Below are 22,266 nucleotides of genomic sequence, written 5' to 3' on the forward strand. Positions count from 1 at the left end.
AAAGGTATCATTTAGATACCCTCCGAATAGACTTTCAACATTTTAATGGCTTCTTCCTTAACTGTATCAACCAAACTATCAGGATAAATTACTTTTGCATGACTCCCCCAGGTCAATATCCATCGTATTAGTCCTTCGTTAATAGCAGCTTTTATTTTTATTGCGAACATTCGATCATCAATAATCCTGATATGCACTTTCCTACCCAAAAAATCAAATACTGCGTTGATTAGTTCATTCTTAAAATGTACTTCAATATACTCAACTTCGCCTGGATACATATTAAAGGTTGTTTCAAGGTGCTCTGACAAATTAAATCGCGAAAAAATAAATGGTTCACTTGTGACTTCTACTTTGACCATCCGGTCGACACGATAATGTTTAACTTTATCTTCATCTTCCTGCTTCGCTATTAAATAGTAATAATCGCTGTTCCAAACCAAACCCACTGGAATAACAGTATAAATCTTCCCTGAATAACGAAGAACAAATTCTTTATTTATATTGTAACTACCATATTGGAAGGCCAATTTAAATCTGCCGGCAATCGCATTATGAATTTTATCAATATTGTATCTAACCAGCTTGTTTTCTGCTTTGATGCTGCTTGTTACTGAAATTTGATTTTGCAGTGATTTGGCTATTGATTCACTTGTTATCGATTTAATCTTTTTTATTAAATGCTGTGTCTCTTCTTCTGTGATAAATTTAGCCGATGATACAGCATCTATTAGCACCCTCAACTCGTGAAGTTCAAAACTCTTGTATGGATGACTGTACAAGGTTACTCCTTCTTTCTGAGACACCACGATATCAAATTTACTTGTTCTAAGGTCCTCGATAACGTGTCTAACTGTATTTCGAGATATTCTAAAATCCGCACCAAATTCACATGTTAATTTCTCAATAATTTGGCTGATACTGAGCTCATTATTTTCATCCGTGTATCGCAATAAAATGTCTCTAATTTTAAGCGCCCGTACGATATTACTTATGTCGCTCATTATTTACCCTCACCATAAAAGTAATGATTACATGACACTTAGTTTAAGAGGTTGAATTTCTCCGATCCGTACACTAATGTTGTCCTTATGTCATAATACTATTTTACCATATGGTGAATTATGTTATTTAAATAACTCTTTTAATCTTTCATTTCCCAAATATAGAAATCACCGCTTCCTTTCCAACAAGGAAAGTGAGCGGCAAGTTTCATTTGATTTAGATTAGATGCTTTGGTTCAAAACTTTTATCCATCATTTCAATCAATGCAAAAATATACGCAGTATTCCTCGATAAATTGGCAACCTCACGTCTTATTCCAGTTACATTATTCTTCCATCGTTCGTAATACTGAAATACAACATCAAAATCTTTATATGCGATTCTCCTGTTGTTGGTTAATTCAACACTCGGTTGATGATCTTTTGAGGGCTTAATAACTAAAGTTGTACGATCTGCACCGACAAGAAACCATTTTGCGACTCTTTGTGTTTTAGGAACCGTCTGGATTTCAAATTCCAACTCTGATGCCATCTGAATAATCCTATTCCACATCTTTAAAGAATCTCTCATTCAATGCTCCCTTTTAATATTTTTTTCTAATACTCTGGTAATTCTAACAATAATTTAAATATTTGATCTTTAATAGAGGTTGTGTCACACACAGTAATTAGGGGAATACTTTTCCCTATTGCCTGTTGAAGTCCCCAATACTTTTGGGATGACTTCTCTTTCGTCCTACTCTTCCAAACATCACCAGTTTCTTCAATTGTGAAGTAGTTTTCTAAACGGTAGGGGTTATGAAATAACCAATGATCAGAGATGGCGGGCATTCGTTCCCACTTTGATAAATCAAATTGAAATCGTGACAAAGTAATCTCTGGGTACTCGTCCTGACCTTCCAAATCAATCTCAACTACAAACACAGCTCCATCTTTCAAGTCTGGAACCTGATCATTTCCAGCTGAAGCACCTTCCAATTGGTAAATTTTAATGAAATTACTTAGTAACCACCCTTCCTCATAGCTATCGGACTTCCATCTTAGAAATTTGGAGGTTAATGGGATGAACCCCATCTCTTTACCGATTATGTCCATCTCATTGAAGAGCAAATTCAAATTTTTGTAGGTTTCTCGAAGCACATTTATCGAAAGACTGATATTTCCACCTAGATCACTTGATAAAGACATATTTTCCCTCCTGAATCGCCATATTTATTGGCCAATTTACTTTTAGTTGCGAATGTGATTTTCCTTTGAACGTATATACCTTTTCGTTAATTGAACTATTTTTAATACCCGGAAGACATCCCCTGAACCGTTCAAAACCTTTTTTAATCAGCAAATCTATCAAATCTTGTATAATAAACCGTTGCCCACAATCTAGGGCCGTTATTTCGATAGTTTGCAGTTGTTCCAACACATTTTGCCAAGCTAAAAACCCTAATGTAATGTCTGGTGATATAATAGAGCGTTCTTTCATATCCATTTCGACAGGTAACAAAATTTGAAAAGGTGCCAAGAATAGGAGATAAGCGGGCCGTCCATTGCAAATATCCTGAAGCAATCTGGAGTACCGAACTAACTGGTGACAGCTTTCTTCAGGAGTTATAATTTCTTCTGAGTCTTCATCATCCGATGAAAGACCGCTTAAATACTTCACTTCTATGCCAATTACAACATCAGGATGATCTAGTATCAGATCAATTTCTCCCTCCGTATGACGAACCCAAAATTTCAATTGATAATCGCACTCTCTAATAGAATCAAGAAACTGCTCCCAGTCCGAATCGTGTGCATCATCTTGTAAACGAACCGCTTTCAATACTTCCCTCAGACCCAAGCGAAATGGTAAATAACGAATAGCTCCAAAAAAATCACCAGTTAGTTGGTCCTCGAGCCGATCAGATAAATTACTCCCTGATCTTGAGATTTTGTTGTGAATTTCAGCAATCAATTTATTCCTCCCTCTTCATGCGTCACCAATTTTTCTATCCAATCACTTAGTAAGCTCACGTCGCCTCCCGGCGTTAGAGCAATAGCCCCCATCCTATACCTCTCATGGAAATCTGCTGTAAAATAGCGTAATTCATCGCTTTGGACAGGGGTCAGGATAAATACGCTTTGAACAGCGCGTTCATCATTTCGGCACTTCAAAATACCATCCTTGTATTTATGCATCTCACCAAGTGCTGTACCCAAATTGCTCGCAATCCGGTATTTGGGATCCAATATGTATAAGCGGTCTCCTGCTTCAATGACAATATCGGGTACCATCCTCTGAGTAAAGGTGTAAAAGTGCGGTGAATTATTTTGGAACACCCGCTGATAGGATAGTCGCATTCCATTATTTAGCTGTACTATACTTTCTTTATGCTCGGCAAAATGAAGGAATAGTCCATCCCTTGTGGTTTGATATAACCCTTTGCTATCTTTTAGCATGCCTATTTCCCGGAAAGCCTTAATGAGCTGCATATAGCACCATATTTCATATAGTGCGAATGTTTCTCGAAGTGGATAATTATACATCATGCCAATTCGTTCATTTCCATGCTTATACAAGCGATCTAACCATTGATAGCACTGTCGATATACGGGATGTTTTCGGAATACCTGAGATATTCGTATTACTCCGTGATAGGGCATAACTTGCTTAAAAAATGGATCTCTTAGCCAATATCCGATTTTGTCCGCATAGGCTTCTGCCCTTTTAACCAGCTCACCTTGACTTGCTTTCGCATACAGCTTCAAAAGATGCCTTAGCTCCACCAACCGTCGCTTAATGAGCCTATTCTCATACGTGTTGTAACTATCCTCTCGGATAGAAGATTTCACTGTTTCAGGGACGGTTCCAACTTTGCTACGCCCCCTATTTCGTTCCAGCCATGACAGTGTTTGAGCATCTACAATCTTGACGCGATCTCGCCTCATTTGCTGCTCACGGACTTGAAGTACACGGGTCGGATTCTCAATTACTTGCCTGATCATGCTTGCAAACGAAGAGAAGGATGCTTCAATATAGCTCCATTGGGCCAAAGAAAGCTCACGCGAATGCTGATCTGCTTCAATACCAGTCTCAATATGCGAATGTTCGAAGCACAGAGAGGCTTCTTGCAAAATATCGCATAGCATGAGGCTATATTGCTCCTGTGTCATTTTCCGAGCATCCGGATATATATAGGAATCAATTTTCGCCCCATTAATTTCAAAAGTAACCTGTCCACTATTAAATGGTGTTACAAATTGACCGTAAGCCTCACCTTCTCCCAATCGGTGCGGAAAATGCGCTAAGCCGCAAAAAAAGATTGAAGGCACCTGCTCCAAACCATGTAATAGATACTTCCACTCGTAAGTAGTTGCTTCGGTCAGATAAGCCTCTTCCAAGTTAACCCACGCTTCACCAATAACCCGGAGCAAGAAATTACCCCCAGAACTGTGTTGCTCCATATCGCACAAGCTCCTTCTCCATACGAATAATATGACGATGGCTAGTCGATTCTTCACCCATATGTCCAGCGAAAGCTTCTTTCAATTGCCCTAGCAACTCTATTATCCGATCATCGCCTTTGAGCTTGGGAAGCACTTTTTCCGAGATTACACGATCCAGCATAACCTTTCTTGAAGCCTGATGCTCAACGTCTAATGTAAGATGCCGGCTCATTTTCTGAATCATCTCACTCATCGTCCTATATCCGAAATGTAGGTGATAAGGAGCTAATAAACCATGCAATCGCATCAAAAAAGTAAATTCGTTCTGCAGCCCAACTCGAACACTATCATCCACCCGGCTCCAAAATGTTTCCAAATCTACATCGCTTAATGTCATAACGAATGCACGATCGAGTACCTTGTCCGAGATACTGTGCGTCGTTTCATCAACATTAATCGTACCAATGAGGTATACGTTAGGCGGTATGCTGATCCTAGAAGGAATTTCATCAAGATCATTCCGGTTATGTAAAGGTATTTCCTTATGTGATTCTACCCCGCTTAGGTAATCACTTAAATAATACTCAACCCTTGCAAGATTCATTTCATCCAGTACAATAAAATGCGGCTTCTCCCGCTCCTCATGTGCATGTAGAAGTACTTTCAGGAACTCCGTCATAATGTACCGATTTTCAAAGGAGCTGTAATACCCAAACAAAGCAGTTGCATCTGCCCAATCAGGCCGGACAGGAATAATGGATAGATAAGGATTTTCAGCCTCATATGACAACCCATAAACCGCATTCGCATAGAGTTTGGCCAGCTGTGTTTTACCAGTTCCCGAAATGCCGCTTAGGATAACAAAATGCTTATCGTCTAAAGCCGTTAAATTCAGATGAAGATCTCGAATCAAATCTTTATCAAAGGTCAGAGAACAGTTCTGAATGGCCTCATAAATAACTGTAAAATTAAAATTGCTATTGTATTCAATGATTTCCATGGAATTATCATCAACAGTTGATCTATTATCTGCCTTATAATCGATAGGTGCTTCAGCTTCAAGAAATTTAAATTTCCCCCGGCCGCCTACATGAGCAAATAATAGAGCAGCACAAACTAATCTCCCTTTGATTTCTGCAGGATCCTCTTCAAATCGCTGTTCTCCATTGTTGTATGTACCCATCCGGTACTCGTTATTACGTACAAGAATACCATGCTGATTCAGTAATTCTATGGCTTCTTGCTTCAATTCTTCATTGTTCTGGTTTGTGGTTCGGAAAGCTTTCGTTAACCACCATTCTTTGCGATTATCTCCGAGTAAAACCTCAACATTTGTATATATGTGATTATGACCTTCTACATCAACAGCTAGCATCGGCCTGGATGAACCACTTCTTACCTCGTACTCTCTGTATAAGAAACAGCCTTGCACGATCGTTTGTCCATCTCTCTTTAACGAAAATTCCTGTTCTCTTTCGCCAGACTTCTCTTTCCCCATAGACCCGTATTGAATTTGATATAAATCTCCAAACAGCAATGCTGAATAAGGCGTTTCAACGGAACCAAGCAGATTCATTATATGTGCTGTTCTTGCACGTTGCTCTCTGTACTCCAAACTGTAAATCCTAAATGCGGTCGTCTTCTCCCAGGTTTGTCTCAATAGATCAATAATTGCAACAGCATCAAACTGCCCTTCCAAAGGTAGAGACAGTCCAAAATATATCCATGGTCTGATTCTTGGTTTAATCATCGTGGTTAATGATTGTTCAAAAGTAGTACGTTCAATCTCATTTTTCGTAAAAGAATCGGTTCTGGTGAACGTCTTGATGTCGGAATCCAGCTCACTCAACATTGCATTCAGACGGCCCGTCTTTATCAGTTCATAGACCTGATAAAAACTTAGTTCTGTATAAACATACAATCGTTGCTCAACACCGTTAAACTCAAGTGTCAGCAGACCGACTTCCTTATCCCCTATTTTACGAACAATTTGTGCAAAATACCTTTTACCAGTGCTCGTGTCTTTCTTCTGCTCTGCATATTTCGGATTTAATGAATCGTGATAAGTGGTCATTAGTGTCTGACCGTAGCTAGCAATTCTATAATCCTCACCCAATAATTCTTCGGCTAACTGTTCCAGTTCCGATTTCCAGAACTGTTCCATCGTATCGTTAACCTTTTTACATCTTTCAGCGGTGTTATCTATATCAAAGATATTCTGGTAGTGAGATAAGTTGATCATTTATTTCCTAGCACCCCTTTGTTTAATTTATTTAAAATTACCTTGGATTAATCGCTCCACCCAATACAATGGAAATGCGATAAAATCGCGAACAAACATCATCATCATGCACTCTCTTCTTCTGGACTGTGCAATAATTTCCGTTATTAAGGTTTTGACATTTATCACATTTACGCGATTGGCCATTCGAGTGATACACAGGTGGAGGCTTGGGTGCAGCTAGCGATGGTGAACTATCTTTTTTTAACAATGAGCCATCCGGTGCCCAAATCGAAACTGGAGATGCTTTTTTACTGTTCTTCCATTTTGGTTTCTTCTCGTTTTTCATTTGATTTTTAGTTGAAGACTTATTCGATGATACGGCCTTTTCATTTGATATTGACGATGGCTTATTTGTTTTACTAGTTTGCGATAACTCTTTCTGGTAAAAGGCTTCTGAAAACTTCATATAAAAGTCGAACTGGGGCACATTGGTTACTCTAATTTCATAGAAACCATTTGCTTTTTGAACCTTAGTTAGCTTGATTTCCCCTTTATAAACCAAGGTAATAACATTAGTATTTACTGCAATAGTCGTTGGCCCATTCTCAAGAATAAACCTGAACTTCTTTCCATCAATAGCCTGCTTTATAGCTTGACGCATTTTTTTACTAAATGTATATTTCAGACGATACTCACTGTCCTTAGCCAATCTTTCATCGGTAAACCATCCAATATGAAGCGCAGCATCGAGTGGAACATTCTCTATTTTATATTGCGTGTGGAGAAGTCCGTTATGAATTCGGATTTTCAGTAGACTATCTGTCATCGCAGGCACCCCAGATCACAAAGTTTAATGATGTGTCGTTAAAGAAGCTTTCAAATCTAGCCAATTTTGAAAATTGTAAACTAACAAATCCAATCCAACGGTGTCACCCTGTTCGCCCGGATATAACTGAAGAAATGACCCACATCCTGTTTCTAATAGCGGTTCCTTATGTGCATCTCCGGGATAGATACATATTACATTATGAACCGGTGTCCGTTCGTATTTTTTACTCCCCTTCTCCAACCTTACATACCGAAACATGAAGTATTTTGACATTTGCAGCATCACTTCGGTGTAACCTATATCCGAATAAATATTCCAAATAGGACGATACTTAACTTCCAGTATTAAAGAAGAAACAAATCGTGGCACACTAGATTCTGAATGTTCGGTATATAAGTCAATGCGAATATCTGGTCTTCGATTCGCTTCCGGACTAAAGAAGTGAGTTTGTTTCTCTAGCGCAATTTGTTCAACATTTTCTACTTGCTGGTCATACGTAATTACAATGATACTCGAGTCCTTTTTTAGTCTCACTATAGTTCCTTCTTGTAAGCCTCCAAGGTAAAAACTTTTCTGTAACTGCTCAGTAATCGTATCCTGATGTGGTTCATACCCAAGACAACGAAAGCTTTCTATGGTCTTAAAGAGAACATAGTATTCGTACAAAAGAGAGGTAGGTTTAGCAACTGGTATCAGCAAATGATTGGACTGGGAACGGTCTACCTTATTCCACGAAGCTGAACCCTTCCAAATCTCATAAATAACACCATAAGCCTGATGCTGACCCAACAACAATCGGCGAGGCGCCTGGTCCTGTACATCTCTCCAAAATATAGCATGTATCATTTTCCTTATCGTACTTTGATCATTTTGGCACTGCTGCTCAAATTTTTGAAGTTCACTAAGCTGCTTAGCTATTTTGATTAGATTCTGTTTATACCCATAAATCGTTTTAGATGTTTGATCTAAGTGATCCTCTGAAACAACTTTATGCTTTTTCGACTCTCGAAAATTCATTTCTTCTAGTTCAATTGTGCTTTCCATTAGATCGTGTTGTAAGGAAAGAATATCGTAATCTGTTTGGAGAGAAGCGATTACTTTTCCCATTGTATCCAGTATTGAGCGCACCCAATGCTTAATCAGGCGATTCGCCTCTGAATCTGCATGCAGCTCCATACGACGGTTTAAGGTCTTAATTCCATCATATTTTGCTCCGTTTCCTAATGCACTCCACCGAATGCTTTTTAATGTTTGTCTGCGTTCTTTTGACTCAATCACAAAATTCTGCTTTAGTTCTACTTCGTAATTCAACTCAATTGCCTTCATAGCACGAAGAAGCTGCTTTTCTACTCCTTTATACCAAGTGAAATACCTCCATGATGCATATTGCTCAAGTTCACCTGGGTCTGCAACAGCTCGTTTCATCTTTAAATAATCCTGAACCAAGCCTTCTAAAGTCTGATTCAACGTTAAATGAATCGACTCCATCTGTTCTTCAGTAACATTTCTAGGTAAAATCTCGAACGTTCCATAATAAGTAATACCTTGATAAATAACTCGATACTGATACAAACCGCAGCGCCAAGGATATTCTTCAAAGCCACGAGTCAACATATGCTTTTTATTTTCCGAAGAAAGTAGGATGGGTTGTTCTGTCGCTGTTTCGTTCCGATCAATTAAATGATCCCAAAGGAAAATAACCTCAGCCTCTTCCTCGCAAACTGTAAGCTCCACACTTAGTGGCAGATTTTCTGTGATTTGAACAGGACTAACAAATGTCGGTTGCAAAGCAAGGTTATCTAGAGGAATTCGTCTAATCGACGAGCCTTCCCCTTCCCATAAGGTTAAGAGAAAAGGCAAATCAGTTGGCATAACCATGTACCGTCAGCTCTTTCGCCTTTTTCTGTAGCAATTGAATCGATTGCTCAAAAGTAGAAATCTTCTGACTAGATGCAGATTGAAGAATACGGGTGAGATCGCCTTCCTGATAATCCTCTCCATGAAATAATCCTACAAGCCTCCCGATGGTTGCTTCCATCCCGGATAGCTTGGATAAAACTCGCTGCTTAAATTGTATGTCTAAAGCCGTTCCGCGGCTTATTGCCATTGAACCGTCAGCTAAAGCAGGAACATTACTGATATAATGTGCAATCGCACGTATCACCCGAAAAGAGATTCCCTGTTGGCTATCTGCCTGCTGCATCGTGCTATGAATTTTATCCATGAATGATATCTCGTCGTTAGTCAAATCTGAGATGTCCCCAACCAATCTGCTCATCCACCCCTCCCGGAAAACGGATCTAGAAATCTGAGCGATCCTATATGGTCCAGGGGTTTGCTGCTGCTGCATGTCGCGAACTTCTTTGAAGCTTAATTTTCGTGGTGTAATGACATTTGCCCGGTCGAGAAGACGATGGGAAAATGCTTTGGTTGTTTCATCAAAGTTCACCGTTCCAACGAAAATGACATTATCTCCGATTTTCACTTCAGATGGATATGCATTCTTACACTGGATCTGTGAATGATACAGCTGAAGCAGTCGCTTACTCTTCTCTAGTTCAAGTAAAGAAATAAACGGACTGAACCAGTGCTCCACCTGAGCCAAGTTCATCTCATCAAAAATAAACATATACATTTGCTCAGGATTGGACTCAGCATCCATCAAAAGACTAACGAGTCCTGTTTCGCTCTCCTGATATACGCCTGTGGTTGGGTTCATGAAGCCCAATATATCTCCTGGTTCGTGGTAAGATGGTGAAATGGGGAGCAATTTCAAGTGAGTACCGTATTCAAGACCGAGAGTCTCTCCATACAATAGTGTGAGTTGTGACTTTCCTGTTCCGGACATCCCCCCTATAATGGTCAGCATATTTGTTTTTAAGCTCAAATGTAAATTCACGAGGTCAGTTTGGTCAAAATATAGCCCCTTCGTAATGGCATTATCCAGTAAATTACCCAAAAAGATAGATTCACTAGTACCAGCGATTACCGTTCCGATCTTTTCTTGTTCTTGGGTTCGTTCAATCACTTTTGATTCATTCTCTTTACCCTCTGCCTCCATCTTTCCAGTTAACAGCTGTTTCTTCTTTCTCTCAAGCCGTTTGTCTTTAGCCTCATGCAAAGAAAAACCATTATCCATTATTTCTCTTTGCAACTTATGATAATAACCAGAAGCAACTACGTAAGCTTGATCCGCTTGTCTGATCAGTACGTTATTAAAGAACTCATGTGAGACCTCCAAACAGCGGACCTCATCAGGATTTTGCAAATAGTATGTGCTAGGATTTCCTGACGTTTTCAGCTTAACCTTACTGTAAAGAACCTTATCGAGATAAATAAGGGAAGGATTTCGGAATAAATCGGGGTGGTGCGGCAAAACGAAAGGCCGACCTTGTTTCAATCGCTCATCAAAGTCCCCTCCTTTTTCGTTCACACCTAAAAGAGGACCTGAGATAATTTCATATTTATCTTCTAAGATTGGATCTCCCATCTCTTCAATCTTGAGAATATCAAGGAAAAGATTCGTACTGCTTGAATATAGCGAGAAAAGCAAAAGTTTGTTCTCCAAACTTTGCTGTAACTTTTTCCTCTGGTCGTCTAGTTTTAAACGATCGAAATTGGGGACAAGCAGAGACCTTATTTTCTGTAAATTATTTGGGCTTCGCGTGCTGCCGCGAAAGATTTTATTTGGATATACAAAATGTTGTGAAAGCTCATCTGGTATATCCGACAAACATTTTATTTGAAAACTAAGGAATTCCTGACTGTCTTCTTTCACTGGTTCAAGCATAGAATAGGCTAATTCTTCTTCTGTCATTAGTCTTCCGACGAAAACCGCCTTCTTTAAACGTGCTTCTATGTCACTCGTAAGTTCACGTGTTAATTTCATTGATAATTGCTCCTTCTAGGTAATAGATGATTTGTCTAGTTACAGCCGCGCTACTACCGCTTACCGATTTGAATGGCCGTTCAAAGAGTTCTACGATCTCATCTAAGTAAAATTGCTCTTTAGATGTGAAACAATCGGAATGTATGAATATGTATTTGACGTCTGCTTCGAGCTGGCAATCCAGTAAGTCAGAAACATCTTGAATAGGTATAATTTGACCTATTGGAAGCATACTCGCATATTCTTCCTGGATAAAACGTGTAACCAGTACAAATTCCGACTCTGTAACTAGCAGGGCTTCATTTATTACTTGTGCAGCAGCTACCTGCTCCATAGATGCTTGTTGCTGCATAAGGCTTGCGATCTCATCTCGCAGCTTGGTACGTGTCTTTTCATATTCATTTTCAGCATCTGCTAACTTTTTCTCCATTTCGGTAATCTGTCTCTTTAGCGCTGTTTCTACTTCTTCTCTCTCGGTGTTTTGCTTCTCAAGCTTTTTCAGCCTTCTCTCTTTAGCCTTGTCTTCCTTTTCTAGCTTACTTTTTTCTTTTATAAGATCCTCTATCAACTTCCAGACTACCTTTTGAATATCATGAAATGCCATCTGAAAAAAAGCCGCCTTTTCCCCTTCAGGCCATTTATTGATTTCATCAATTTTCGTGGAAGCAAGATAAGAAATTTCGCCGATTTCTACTGAACTTTTCTCTTGAATCCAATCTTTCACACTACCCTCTAGTTCCAGCTTCATATCCAAACTTTCTTCAATAAGCAAACGGTACGTTTCCTTTGACGAAGGATCATCCCATGCTGCTGCTTTTACTTGAAGCTGTCTCTTAGGGGCAAGCTTCGTCGGCCCCAGATCCTCTAGAGGATGCTTCTTTCCTTCCATGTTCTGTTGAATTTTGTCCTTGTTCTCATTAAACATCTCGGGAAATAACATACCGGTTAATGCAACAGCCTCAGCCGGTGTAACATTATCTCCAAGCCTAGATCTATGATAAAACTCTTCAAAATTAATTTTCGCTTCCTTCACCTTAAATCCAGTCGGTTCAAACCATTTTTTCATCCAGATAAATTCATTCAAATTTTGCCTTAGTTTCTCAATCGTTTTCTTGCGCAGCATAGCTAATGGAGCCTTCATCAGATTTTTCGCCGTAAAACCTTGGATTTGCGGCTGAATCATTGTTGCCATCTTACGTAGTTCATTTTCATTAAGCAGTTGATATATCATTTCAAGCCAAGATTCTTGGTCGATTTCCATCTCTTTGTTGCTCTTAACTTTTGCAGCCATATGGTATCTCCTTTAGATTCATTTATCCGTATATTACTACTATTAAATCATAGGAATGGGTCATCTATTTGTCATGGAATGTATGTTCCTATGGTAAATATTCCTTTTCTTGTTATTTCGACAAAATAGGTCTTTAGTCCTCTTATTCTGCTTATTAGTGAATCCGCTAAAAAAATAAACCATCCCATAATATTCTCTAGGAATGGTTTAATACGTCCTGATCTAAAGTATCGATTGCCTCTTGTACCATCAGTAAATGTTTCGAAAAGGAAGAAACTAGCAGACGGTAATGCTCCATTTTGAAGTCACCTAGCAACCCTATTTCCCATTGCTCTAAGGTTTGCTTAACAATCTTCTCACTCACATGTATCATATACTTCCTAAGCGTCATACCGTTTACATTCGGCAGCGGTACCACGTTAAACTGCATCATAAAATATCGTTGGTACTGCTTGACTGCTTCCCGGACCTGCTTCTTCCGCTGTTCAATGGCGTGCTGTTTCGTTAATACACCTAGTAGGACAGTGGCAGCAACAGCAAATATAGCGATGGGCGGAAAAACGTTCATCAAGGCATAGGTTATTGTATGCCAACCAGCAGCCAGCCCAAGCGTTCCGACTACAGCCGATCCCATGCCTACCATAAAAGCTTGCTCTGAGACACCCATTTTAAAATCGATTGTGATGGAATCATTGGCTTGCTTAGCCAAGTTAAAGGCAGACAGTCGCTCTATATCCGGCACCTGACTTTGGATATGGGCTTTCCAGTCTTCCTGATACTGCTCGCCCGCCTGCGACATAAGAGCGCTAATTTCTTTGCCAACGTGATCAGGCTTTAAGTGTTGTTCCATAACTCGTTCTACCACGGTTCGGTCATCAATGACCACATCCTGTTGTGATAATTTTGACCCAGTTAAATCTTTACTTGCTTCATTAGCCTTCTTAACTACCCAATTGACTACACTCCCCGCTTTTTTAGCGGTATCACGTATGCCTGTATACCATTCTCCATCTTTTTCAATTTCATTGCACATGGATTTCTCCTTAGACAAGAAATAAACATCCATTTTTTCATATAAGTTATCGAAAAAGGACTCAACACTTTCCGGAACGTACTGCCAAAGCTGTTTCTCCCAAAAAGTCATCTGCTCACAGATGTTTAAATATTGGCTGGCCTTGGCCTGAATCGTAATCTGTTCCTGCAGCAAAACTACGAGTTTTTGCTGTGTATGGGAATTCGGATCGGTGAGAACAACGTGAAACTTATCGATAGATGCTTTTAAGGATTGTTCAATATTATTCGCTAAGCTTTCATCAATTTCTTTTAATTGACGAAAGGTATCTTGAAACGCATCCAATCCAACAATCGGCTCTAGTACCCGGTATGTGCTCATTAGTTAGCCTCCAACTTTAAGGTTGTAAAATCATGTGACGAAGTGTTCGTTTAGCTGGCCCGACTAGTTCCTGCACTCGTTGGAACGCTTTGTCAGGATTATCGATCGTGTACTTTACCGCTACAGCTGTGCCAATTGCTGCTAAACAGCCAATCCATACGGGTCCGCCTATCAAAGCACCCACCGCTAGAGCACTTCCGGAAACAATCGTCCCCTTCCCTGCTTGAACAAGACTTTTCTTCTTGTCCTCTGCCTTGTATAAGGAATAAACGAGCCCACCTGCAGCAATAGGCAGCAATACTGGGTTAGCTGAAGCGATGGATGAGACAAGATAAGACCCCGCCAAGCTAGATAAACGACTGGAATCCCCTTTTTTCCCAAGAAGTAACCCACCCAATAAAGCGATTGAACCTCCTAACAGTTCGGGCCCGTTAACCATCAGTGCATCAGCAAGGAATGGCTTGGAGATACCTATCTGCTGCAAAGAATCAGCTATTTGATCGAATTGATGCTGGGTTAATGAGAAAAAAGGATTAATCCCACTTACAGAAGCGGTATCACGGAGAAGGTGTTCCGCTGCTTGTGAAAGCTCCGTAACAAACGAATCGTCCGTGCCAACATCTTTCACCGCGTGTAAAGAGCTTAAGAAACTATGTTGTCCATCCAACAAGTGATGGTACTGTGACCCACCAATATGGGTGGAATTATATACGGAATCAATCGCTTGGTCATAAGCATCAAAATTATGGTTGAATTCCTCGGCCATCCACTGGGCCATTGAATGGCTTCCTATAGTCAAACCTGCATCTAGAGGAGCAAATGTCTTGTCAACTGCGGGTAGATCTAACTCAAATCTGCGCATTCTTCTTTTTTGGTGCAAATCCATAGAGCAACTCCTTTCCTTTACATAGGATCACGCAGAAACATATTTAAGGCTCTTCCGATTCAGCACTTTTTTAAAGAAATCTGAAAATAATGCTGGATCAAGATACTGCTTCGCCTGACTAAACTGTTTAAAACTATACCAAATTTGTTTTATTTCATCTTTACTTATTGGATTAAATACTACAATAGAACGCGGGTCAAATTTGTATCCCCCAGTGTAAATCCCTTCATATGAATATTGATATAAGATTATATCTTCAAGAACTCCCATAGCAATGATATGCCCATCATATTGGAATAAAACAAGAGTACCAGCATCTGCTTTCATTCCCAGGGACTTGAATCTATATTCGCGAGTTAATAATGTTCCTTGAAAAAATTGATTTTGAACACTTTCAAAGGATTGAAAATTAAATTCCTTCTTCGACATAGGCAGGATTCTTATTTTAGAGAAAATATCATTTTCGCTATACATTGAGTTACCTCTTAGGAACCTAATTGGTTGATATTTTCCTATCAACTAGTTTCATTCAAAATATATCATTATATTATAGTGTAAATGATAATAAAACCTCACAAGGAAAGATGCACAATGGCACCTTTCCTGTTTTTTGAGGTAAATACATTTTAAAGCTAGCTTTTCTTTCTCGCCACTAATCTCTGCGTAACTTCCTCAGGAACTTGACCAAGGAAATAGTCCTCAATCAGTTCCCAAAACATTGAAGTATCCGCTTCTTTCTCAAATAAATAACGCAGCATTTCCACCGACATCTCATGTCTCATCTGCACGTTGCTCAAAATTGTATTACGATATGCCGCTGGTTGATTGACAGTCCGTACAAGTACAGCACGTGAGTTCACACGAATGTATATCTCAGGGCACTCACCACCATTGATTTGGTACAGCATCAGCCCCATTGCTTCCATCATTCCAAGGTATAAAAACCGCTTTTCCTGATTCTGGCCAAAAACCTTTGGATCATAAACCTCAAATTCGGTTGAACTCAACTGACGCCCTGGATTCTCTTTAAATAGATTCGCCGTCTCATGAGTAAGCCAATCAAGAAAACCTGCATAACCCGTGTTTAAAAAATGATAAGCATTTCGACTTTCGTCAAATTTCAGATAACGATTATAGAAATTATTCGCTTTACGCATCAAGCGGTCAAATGCATACATCGAATTCAGAATAATATCTGCTAACATCTCCGCTTGATATTTGGAAGTTACTCCATTTGTCTCAAGTAAATCAAGAGCGATATCGGAAGCATTAAAATATTCACGACTTTTTGCATAGCGCCCCATGATAGATCCCATCCGATCAATCCAAAGACGCGCTTCTGATAAGAAGGCAGTTTCACTGGACTGCTTTAACGTGACCATAATCTGCATCACGGGTGTTAGCTTGCTTTTAAACGGTAACTTGACCTTTTCTTCCGAACTAAAAAAGTGGTATTTAAATTCCGGAAAAGAAAGATTTGGATATTTATCCTGCCAAATACCCTTCATATCACAAGAGATAACTAAGCGAGCTGCAGTTCCGCTACCAATCTCACTAACTATTTTAAAATACTTACTCCAAGCAGGAAACAAAAGCCCCGTATTCTCTTTAGCAACTATCATATATTCCTTAGCAAACAGGCTTCTAGGTCTTGCCACTATCGGAGAATAAGTTAGTTTCGACAGGAAATCTTTCTCGATGATCAACAATGCTGTTTTAATTTTATTATCAATATCGTCTTGTTGGTCCCGATTTCCTCCGTCTTGGAATATATATCGAAACTCATCTGCACTTATTAATAAGTTTCGGATATTGGAACCTCGGTGTTGGTCGAGAATGGCAAGTATCTTTCGGATAACTTCAATCAATTGGTTTTTTCTAATCGTTGAAATTCCATGAAGACGCTGAACATGAACAAAATCCTTTGGAAGAAAGTCGAAATAAGCGTATCCAGTCGGTAAATCACGTGCTGCACGACCGATCTCCTGAACAAAGTCACAGACATTGCCCGTTGGAGCATAATGATAAACATTTTCTATATCAGGGATATCTATCCCCATACCAAACGCCTTAGTAGCGAGCATGACTATCGAGTCATTTCGCTTATATCTAAGATAATTCTCCTGCTTTTGTTCCTTCTCAAGCGGTCCATAATATATTGCAAGATTTCCACGTACTTCATCATTTCCATAAAGTTGTACAAACTGTTTAAAGTCTAAGATTGATTTTACAGTTGGAAAATAAACTAGTGTCTTCTTCCGCTGACTTACAAACTTTTCGAGTCTACGCATCAATATCGTGTTCTTTTCAGTTAAATATTCTTTAAATTTCTTATCTTCATCGATCTTCTTCTTGATCCTTATTTCCAAATTATCACGACGCACATAACCAAAATAACAAATCGGTGTAATCATATTTAGACTATTCCGGGTTTCTTCATACATATCCTCAAGACCACCATATATAGCAGTCGCTGTGAAAGTGGCAATTGGAAAGTTCAAGGATTGACGGAGTTTGGTTAAATATGTACCGAGGTACCAATAATCGGATCGAAAAGCTTTTCCCCACGTGGTGACGATATGAGCTTCATCAATAACAAATAACCCAACTTTCCTTTCACCAATCAACTGTGCGATATCCGATCTACTTAACAAAGTTTCAGGTGATATATAGAGAATAGATACTTTACCTTCCTGTATCCGATTACGAATTTCCATTCTTTCAACCGGAGTAATGTTAGAGTTAATAGTTGCACTTATCTCAACATTTCTCGAAACTAAGCCTTGAACTTGATCAGTCATAAGACCAATAAGCGGGGAGATAACAATCGTCATAAGTTGGTGCCGTTCTGCTAAATATATGGCTGGAATTTGAAACATAACAGATTTCCCGGCGCCTGTTGGAGATGTTACGAATAAGTCCTTGTAATCCTTACCTTCTTTGGCCTTAAGTGACTCTTGAACAATATCGTCAATAATCTGGCTTTGGGAAATGTCAACAGTAGATTTATCCCTGCTGCGACTATGAATGTTACGATACATTCGTAGTGAACGAAACCCTGAATGTCCCCAGTATTTTTTTAAAATCAACTGATATGCTGATTCATCTTGAGTAGGTTTCTTTACGGTTTCCTTTAGAGCTATTACAAATTGGTACTGTCCTTGAAGAACGATCTGTAGCGCGCATAACCGTTCGTGGTAATGATGAGGGGCAAGATCAAGCTCACCGGACAAAGCAACCATGATTTTCTTATCATTGAACAATCCATTTATAACACGATCCTGCATTAGAAGAAAGTCATCTTCTGAGTCAGACAATTCAAGGTGAATATTATAAGTTTCCTTTACAATCTCACTTGTTAGTGAGACTGATGTAGGATAATATGGCGTTGCCTCTTTGATTGTTTCAGCATATGTAACATAATGCCTACCTCCAATCATTCGAATATTTCCGTAGAATCGACTTAATATCGCAACCTGTTCGTTTCCATTATCATCTACTTCTGTTTCATCTATGCCAACTAATTCAATAACTTGAGGCTCGGTGTCAAAAGAATACAAAGAAGGGAACGTACGATCATATAAGTTATTACTTAAGACGTAGACTGTGAAGTAAAGAGGTAATAACTCCTCACCCACTGCGATCATTTCCTCACGTGTACACCAAAACCAATCCAGACCAGATGGAGCTTGAAATAATTGGGGAATGAGCTCTGCCTTTCGTGTTGAAAGGTTTTCTAACGAACCTTTTACTGGAAAATCAAAAAGTTTATTGGCTTGAAGTGGAGTCAAAAACTGCTCATTAAATCCTTGAAACACAATTAAAATAGGCCTTTGATTCTGCTTGGCTTGAAATTCAAATAGATGTTTATGTAAGAGCTCGTTCAATTCACTAACCACCTTTCAGGAAATCCAGATCCATTTTTGTTTGTTTCGAATAGCACGCAGCCGTCGGAGTGCTTGTGCTTCAATTTGACGTATACGTTCACGTGTAAGAGCAAACATCTTTCCGACTTCTTCTAATGTACGATAATTACCGTCTCTAAGACCAAAACGGTATTCAATGACCAACCGTTGTCTTTCTGTTAGAATATCTAACACATGTTGAATATTTTGTTTTACTACACGATGTTCTACAACAAGAGCTGGATCTTGAAATTCTTGTGGAAGAGTACTAATAACTTCTAATCGATCATTGGGGATAAAATCAAGTAATTCAGAATCTTGTTCACCTTCACCCACACGTTGGTTTAAAGATGTAAATGCTAAAAAACGGTGTTCTGTAACTTTGGCATCTCGGTATTGCTCTATTGTAATATTTAATGTTGAACAAACCTCGTTAATAGGTACAATATTCATTTTCTCATCTAGACGAAAATTAGCTTCTACCTTTTTAATCGCTCGAATTCGCTCTAGCATGTGTATTGGTACTCTTACTGTTGTACCCGTGTTACCAATTGCCCTTATAATACGCTGCTTGATCCAATGAGTAGCATATGTCGATAACTGTCCGCCGTATGTGTGATCATATTTTTCAATTGCTTCTATTAATCCGAATATACCTTCATGAATAAGATCGTCAACAGACAAATCATGATTCATATAGCTTTTACATTTAACCGCGATATTGTGTACTAGTTTCATATTGGCATTAATAATATGGTTCAGGATGATTTTGCTTCCGGTGCGTTGATATTCTTGTATCATACGATCATTTTCCGCATAAGTAGCATCACCTGTGTTGGAAATGCCACCATCATTAGGCACAAGGGGACGATTTAGTAAATCATCGATATCATCCCAAGCATCTTCTTCCTTTTTCACACTATTATGTTCTGCTTTCTTCAATTCTGGTTCGCTAGGTTTGGAATACATATCAATATCTACCTGAACATGCTTATATTGATGTTTTTTTAGAAATTCATATATTAGGGCAGAACTTATCTGCTCACCTAGAGCTTTCTCAATAGTCCTATGAGCATATGACAACCGAATTTGATGCTTACGTGGATATGCAATAAGAAACCATTGTACGTTGTTTGTTAAATCATCAACTGAAAGCGGCATTCCTAACACCTCATTAGGACTATTTTTCTTTAGTCTATCATGATGCTATGACGACTATCTGTCATGAAACATGCGTTCTTTTACTAATTTATTGTTTAGTAATATTCATTCGACACATTCCAACATTTCCCTCTTTATTTGGATCATAAGTCCCAGTTCCCCCAGTTCTTACTAGCATACAAAAATTCCCCGACACATTAGGTCAGGGATCGTCTTGTAAATTCCATCAAGATAACGTTGCTCATTAAATGCAACCGCCAAAATCTCTGCTTCTCAACTCTTTGTAGTTCACAGATCGCATTGAAAGAGTGTGTCTTCTTTTTACGCTTAGGTAAGATAAATTTGAGCTTGGACAAATCAGCAGGGATTACTGGAGCAGACTGCAAGCGAAGAAGCAGCGGAGGAAATGTTAGATAAAGCGGGATACTCTATGAGCACAACAATCCCTCGCGATGTGGTTGTTCGATACTGCCTTAGGAATGAACATTATGACTTTGTGTTGATCGAGCAGCTGCTCGAAGACCATGAGATCCAATCGCTGTTTAATGACCGACGCGGTGCTTAAGCCGATTCATGGACCTTTCGTTCCTCCGCTGCAATCAGCTTCTTAATATAATCATTTGTCGAAAGCGATTTTCCCTGATGCCGACCAACAAACTCTTGAATGACCGTTTTTTTATAATCCAGAATTTCCTCATGCGTCTCGTCTACAGTATCTGCAGCAATCAAGGAGTGCACATGGATTTGGTCATGTCGCTCCGCGCCAAAACGCCACACCCTTCCGATACACTGTGAAATATAGGCAGGCGACCAAGGTTTACTGGTAAATATCACATGATTCGCAACCGTCCCAGTCCATCCTTCTCGACTCGCCTGTTCGGAGCACATAATCATCCAGCAGGTAGGATCATTCATAAACTTATCGACCTCTGCCTGCCGGTCGCGGATACTGCCGTGCAGCACTGCGGGGTTATACTTTTCGAAGTAGTCCGTCACAATATGTACGAATTCGAGAGAGCGACTGAAAAGCACCACCTTCTCGCGACGCATGACGATTTCCTCCAGCAATTCCTCGAGCTCTTCGAGCTTACTGCTGCCTGCCGTTCCAGGAACACCGCCTACAATTTCGAATGATTCTGCTATTTGACCGAGCCTTAAGTACCGAGCAAGCGCGTTAGGGATATGGCTAAACCTAAGATGCTCGAATTGATCGCTCGGTCTAGCGATTTTGACCTGCTCATAGACGGCATGCTGGTGAGCCGTGAGCTCGCAATAATGCTCACGAAAATTTACTGGCGGCAGACGGAGAACTTCCGATTTAAGTCGCCGTACCATTTTGCTCTCCAGGGTGCTCTTTAGCTTGTTCGAATTCAATAGTTTTGTACGATCAAAAATGTCAGGTATGTCTGCCGTTCGCAACCACGTCAACACTTGATAGAGATCTCCGGGAGAGTTGATGACTGGTGTCGCAGAAATCGCATAACGTGACAACGGCTCCAGCCTCATAATGCATCGACTCAACTGCGCATCCGGATTCTTTATCTTATGAACCTCATCCAGGTAGCAGCAATCAATCACGCCCCGCTCCACAAGAGGAACGATTAGCTCCTGATCCTCACGCAACGTCTCATAGGAGATAACCAACATATCAAATCTACGAGCTTCCATATCACGGTACATCTGCTCTCGCTCAGAAGCGCTTCCCTTGATCACAAGCATTCTTAAATTAGTAAACCGTGATGCCTGGTTGCTCACATCGTAAATCAGACTTGCCTTTGTAACAAACATGCCTCTACCAGCAAGACGAAGTCGCATCTTATATTCGTGGGAGCAAAGTATAGGCGGCGTTTTACCGACACCTTCCTCATCAGCAATCAGCAGATCGTCATGCTGCATCAAATAGTAAAACAGCACCCATTGATGAGGATATAGCTCTGTTTTCGGAATGTATTCGAAATCGAAATTAAAGCTCTGAGGAATTTGCTCAGGCAGAGGGATACGGTGGTCGAGGTACTGTAAGGAATTCTTATCGATAAAATAGATCGGCCTCCGGCTAGCCTTACGTCGTGTCGGAACATCTTTATACACATCATTGGGAGACACAACAACATTGAATGGAGCTACCTCATCCTCCAGCTTCGACAAGTCCTCCTCCAGACCGGAACTAGCCTCTTGTGATTCATAATTTGTTTCCTCCAACGCAAGAATGAACATAATTACTCGATATATATACGTCTTTCGGATTTCGTCAATCATCG

At 39.7% G+C, this 22,266-nt stretch carries 17 protein-coding genes; 1 reads left to right on the plus strand and 16 read right to left on the minus strand.

The genetic code is table 11. The features are described from left to right. Positions 1-11: 11 nt before the first annotated feature. The 15 genes from AC58U0_RS00450 to AC58U0_RS00520 all read right to left on the minus strand — a co-directional run bounded on the left by AC58U0_RS00450 (position 12) and on the right by AC58U0_RS00520 (position 20,008). Positions 12-1,004 (minus strand): helix-turn-helix transcriptional regulator, encoded by a 993-nt coding sequence (locus tag AC58U0_RS00450; protein ID WP_497377052.1) that lies wholly within the window; start codon positions 1,002-1,004, stop codon positions 12-14. A gap of 217 nt (positions 1,005-1,221) precedes the next feature. Then, positions 1,222-1,575, minus strand: a complete 354-nt coding sequence (locus tag AC58U0_RS00455; protein ID WP_497377053.1) for a hypothetical protein — start codon at positions 1,573-1,575, stop codon at positions 1,222-1,224. A gap of 26 nt (positions 1,576-1,601) precedes the next feature. After that, a complete protein-coding gene (locus tag AC58U0_RS00460; RefSeq protein WP_497377054.1) occupies positions 1,602-2,192 on the minus strand; it encodes a hypothetical protein in 591 nt (196 codons plus the stop codon). Next, positions 2,176-2,958: a hypothetical protein gene (locus AC58U0_RS00465; RefSeq protein WP_497377055.1), complete on the minus strand. Its 783-nt coding sequence runs from the start codon at positions 2,956-2,958 to the stop codon at positions 2,176-2,178. The genes AC58U0_RS00460 and AC58U0_RS00465 overlap by 17 nt, the downstream gene beginning before the upstream one ends. Then, positions 2,955-4,448 carry a DUF2357 domain-containing protein gene (locus tag AC58U0_RS00470; protein ID WP_497377056.1) on the minus strand — a complete coding sequence of 498 codons (1,494 nt, stop codon included), beginning with the start codon at positions 4,446-4,448 and terminating at the stop codon, positions 2,955-2,957. Before AC58U0_RS00470 ends, AC58U0_RS00465 begins: the two co-directional genes overlap by 4 nt. Further along, positions 4,423-6,672 (minus strand): McrB family protein, encoded by a 2,250-nt coding sequence (locus AC58U0_RS00475; RefSeq protein ID WP_497377057.1) that lies wholly within the window; start codon positions 6,670-6,672, stop codon positions 4,423-4,425. Before AC58U0_RS00475 ends, AC58U0_RS00470 begins: the two co-directional genes overlap by 26 nt. A 37-nt stretch (positions 6,673-6,709) precedes the next feature. Continuing rightward, the gene (locus AC58U0_RS00480; protein WP_497377058.1) at positions 6,710-7,480 is read right to left on the minus strand and encodes a hypothetical protein; all 771 of its coding nucleotides are present in this window, start codon (positions 7,478-7,480) and stop codon (positions 6,710-6,712) included. Between the two features lie 24 nt (positions 7,481-7,504). Next, the gene (locus AC58U0_RS00485) at positions 7,505-9,361 is read right to left on the minus strand and encodes a hypothetical protein (protein WP_497377059.1); all 1,857 of its coding nucleotides are present in this window, start codon (positions 9,359-9,361) and stop codon (positions 7,505-7,507) included. After that, the gene (locus tag AC58U0_RS00490) at positions 9,345-11,372 is read right to left on the minus strand and encodes an McrB family protein (RefSeq protein WP_497377060.1); all 2,028 of its coding nucleotides are present in this window, start codon (positions 11,370-11,372) and stop codon (positions 9,345-9,347) included. Before AC58U0_RS00490 ends, AC58U0_RS00485 begins: the two co-directional genes overlap by 17 nt. Further along, positions 11,356-12,663: a coiled-coil domain-containing protein gene (locus AC58U0_RS00495; protein WP_497377061.1), complete on the minus strand. Its 1,308-nt coding sequence runs from the start codon at positions 12,661-12,663 to the stop codon at positions 11,356-11,358. Before AC58U0_RS00495 ends, AC58U0_RS00490 begins: the two co-directional genes overlap by 17 nt. A 196-nt stretch (positions 12,664-12,859) precedes the next feature. Beyond that, complete coding sequence (locus tag AC58U0_RS00500) at positions 12,860-14,056, minus strand: hypothetical protein (RefSeq protein WP_497377062.1); 1,197 nt, start codon at positions 14,054-14,056, stop codon at positions 12,860-12,862. A gap of 16 nt (positions 14,057-14,072) precedes the next feature. After that, positions 14,073-14,942: a hypothetical protein gene (locus tag AC58U0_RS00505; protein ID WP_497377063.1), complete on the minus strand. Its 870-nt coding sequence runs from the start codon at positions 14,940-14,942 to the stop codon at positions 14,073-14,075. Positions 14,943-14,969: 27 nt separating this feature from the next. Further along, positions 14,970-15,416 carry a hypothetical protein gene (locus AC58U0_RS00510; protein WP_497377064.1) on the minus strand — a complete coding sequence of 149 codons (447 nt, stop codon included), beginning with the start codon at positions 15,414-15,416 and terminating at the stop codon, positions 14,970-14,972. A 158-nt stretch (positions 15,417-15,574) separates the two neighbouring features. Continuing rightward, positions 15,575-18,829, minus strand: a complete 3,255-nt coding sequence (locus AC58U0_RS00515; RefSeq protein ID WP_497377065.1) for a DEAD/DEAH box helicase — start codon at positions 18,827-18,829, stop codon at positions 15,575-15,577. Positions 18,830-18,844: 15 nt separating this feature from the next. Further along, entirely contained in the window at positions 18,845-20,008 is a 1,164-nt protein-coding gene (locus AC58U0_RS00520; RefSeq protein ID WP_497377066.1) for a sigma-70 family RNA polymerase sigma factor, read from the minus strand. A 430-nt stretch (positions 20,009-20,438) separates the two neighbouring features. Between AC58U0_RS00520 and AC58U0_RS00525 the strand changes: the two genes are divergently transcribed. Continuing rightward, positions 20,439-20,573, plus strand: coding sequence for a hypothetical protein (locus AC58U0_RS00525; protein ID WP_497377067.1), 135 nt, complete (start codon positions 20,439-20,441; stop codon positions 20,571-20,573). On the opposite strand, the gene AC58U0_RS00530 is transcribed toward AC58U0_RS00525, so the two are convergent. After that, a complete protein-coding gene (locus AC58U0_RS00530; RefSeq protein ID WP_497377068.1) occupies positions 20,570-22,264 on the minus strand; it encodes a DEAD/DEAH box helicase in 1,695 nt (564 codons plus the stop codon). The genes AC58U0_RS00525 and AC58U0_RS00530 overlap by 4 nt on opposite strands. Between the last annotated feature and the right edge of the window lie 2 nt (positions 22,265-22,266).

The organism is Paenibacillus sp. J31P190, from assembly GCF_059692075.1.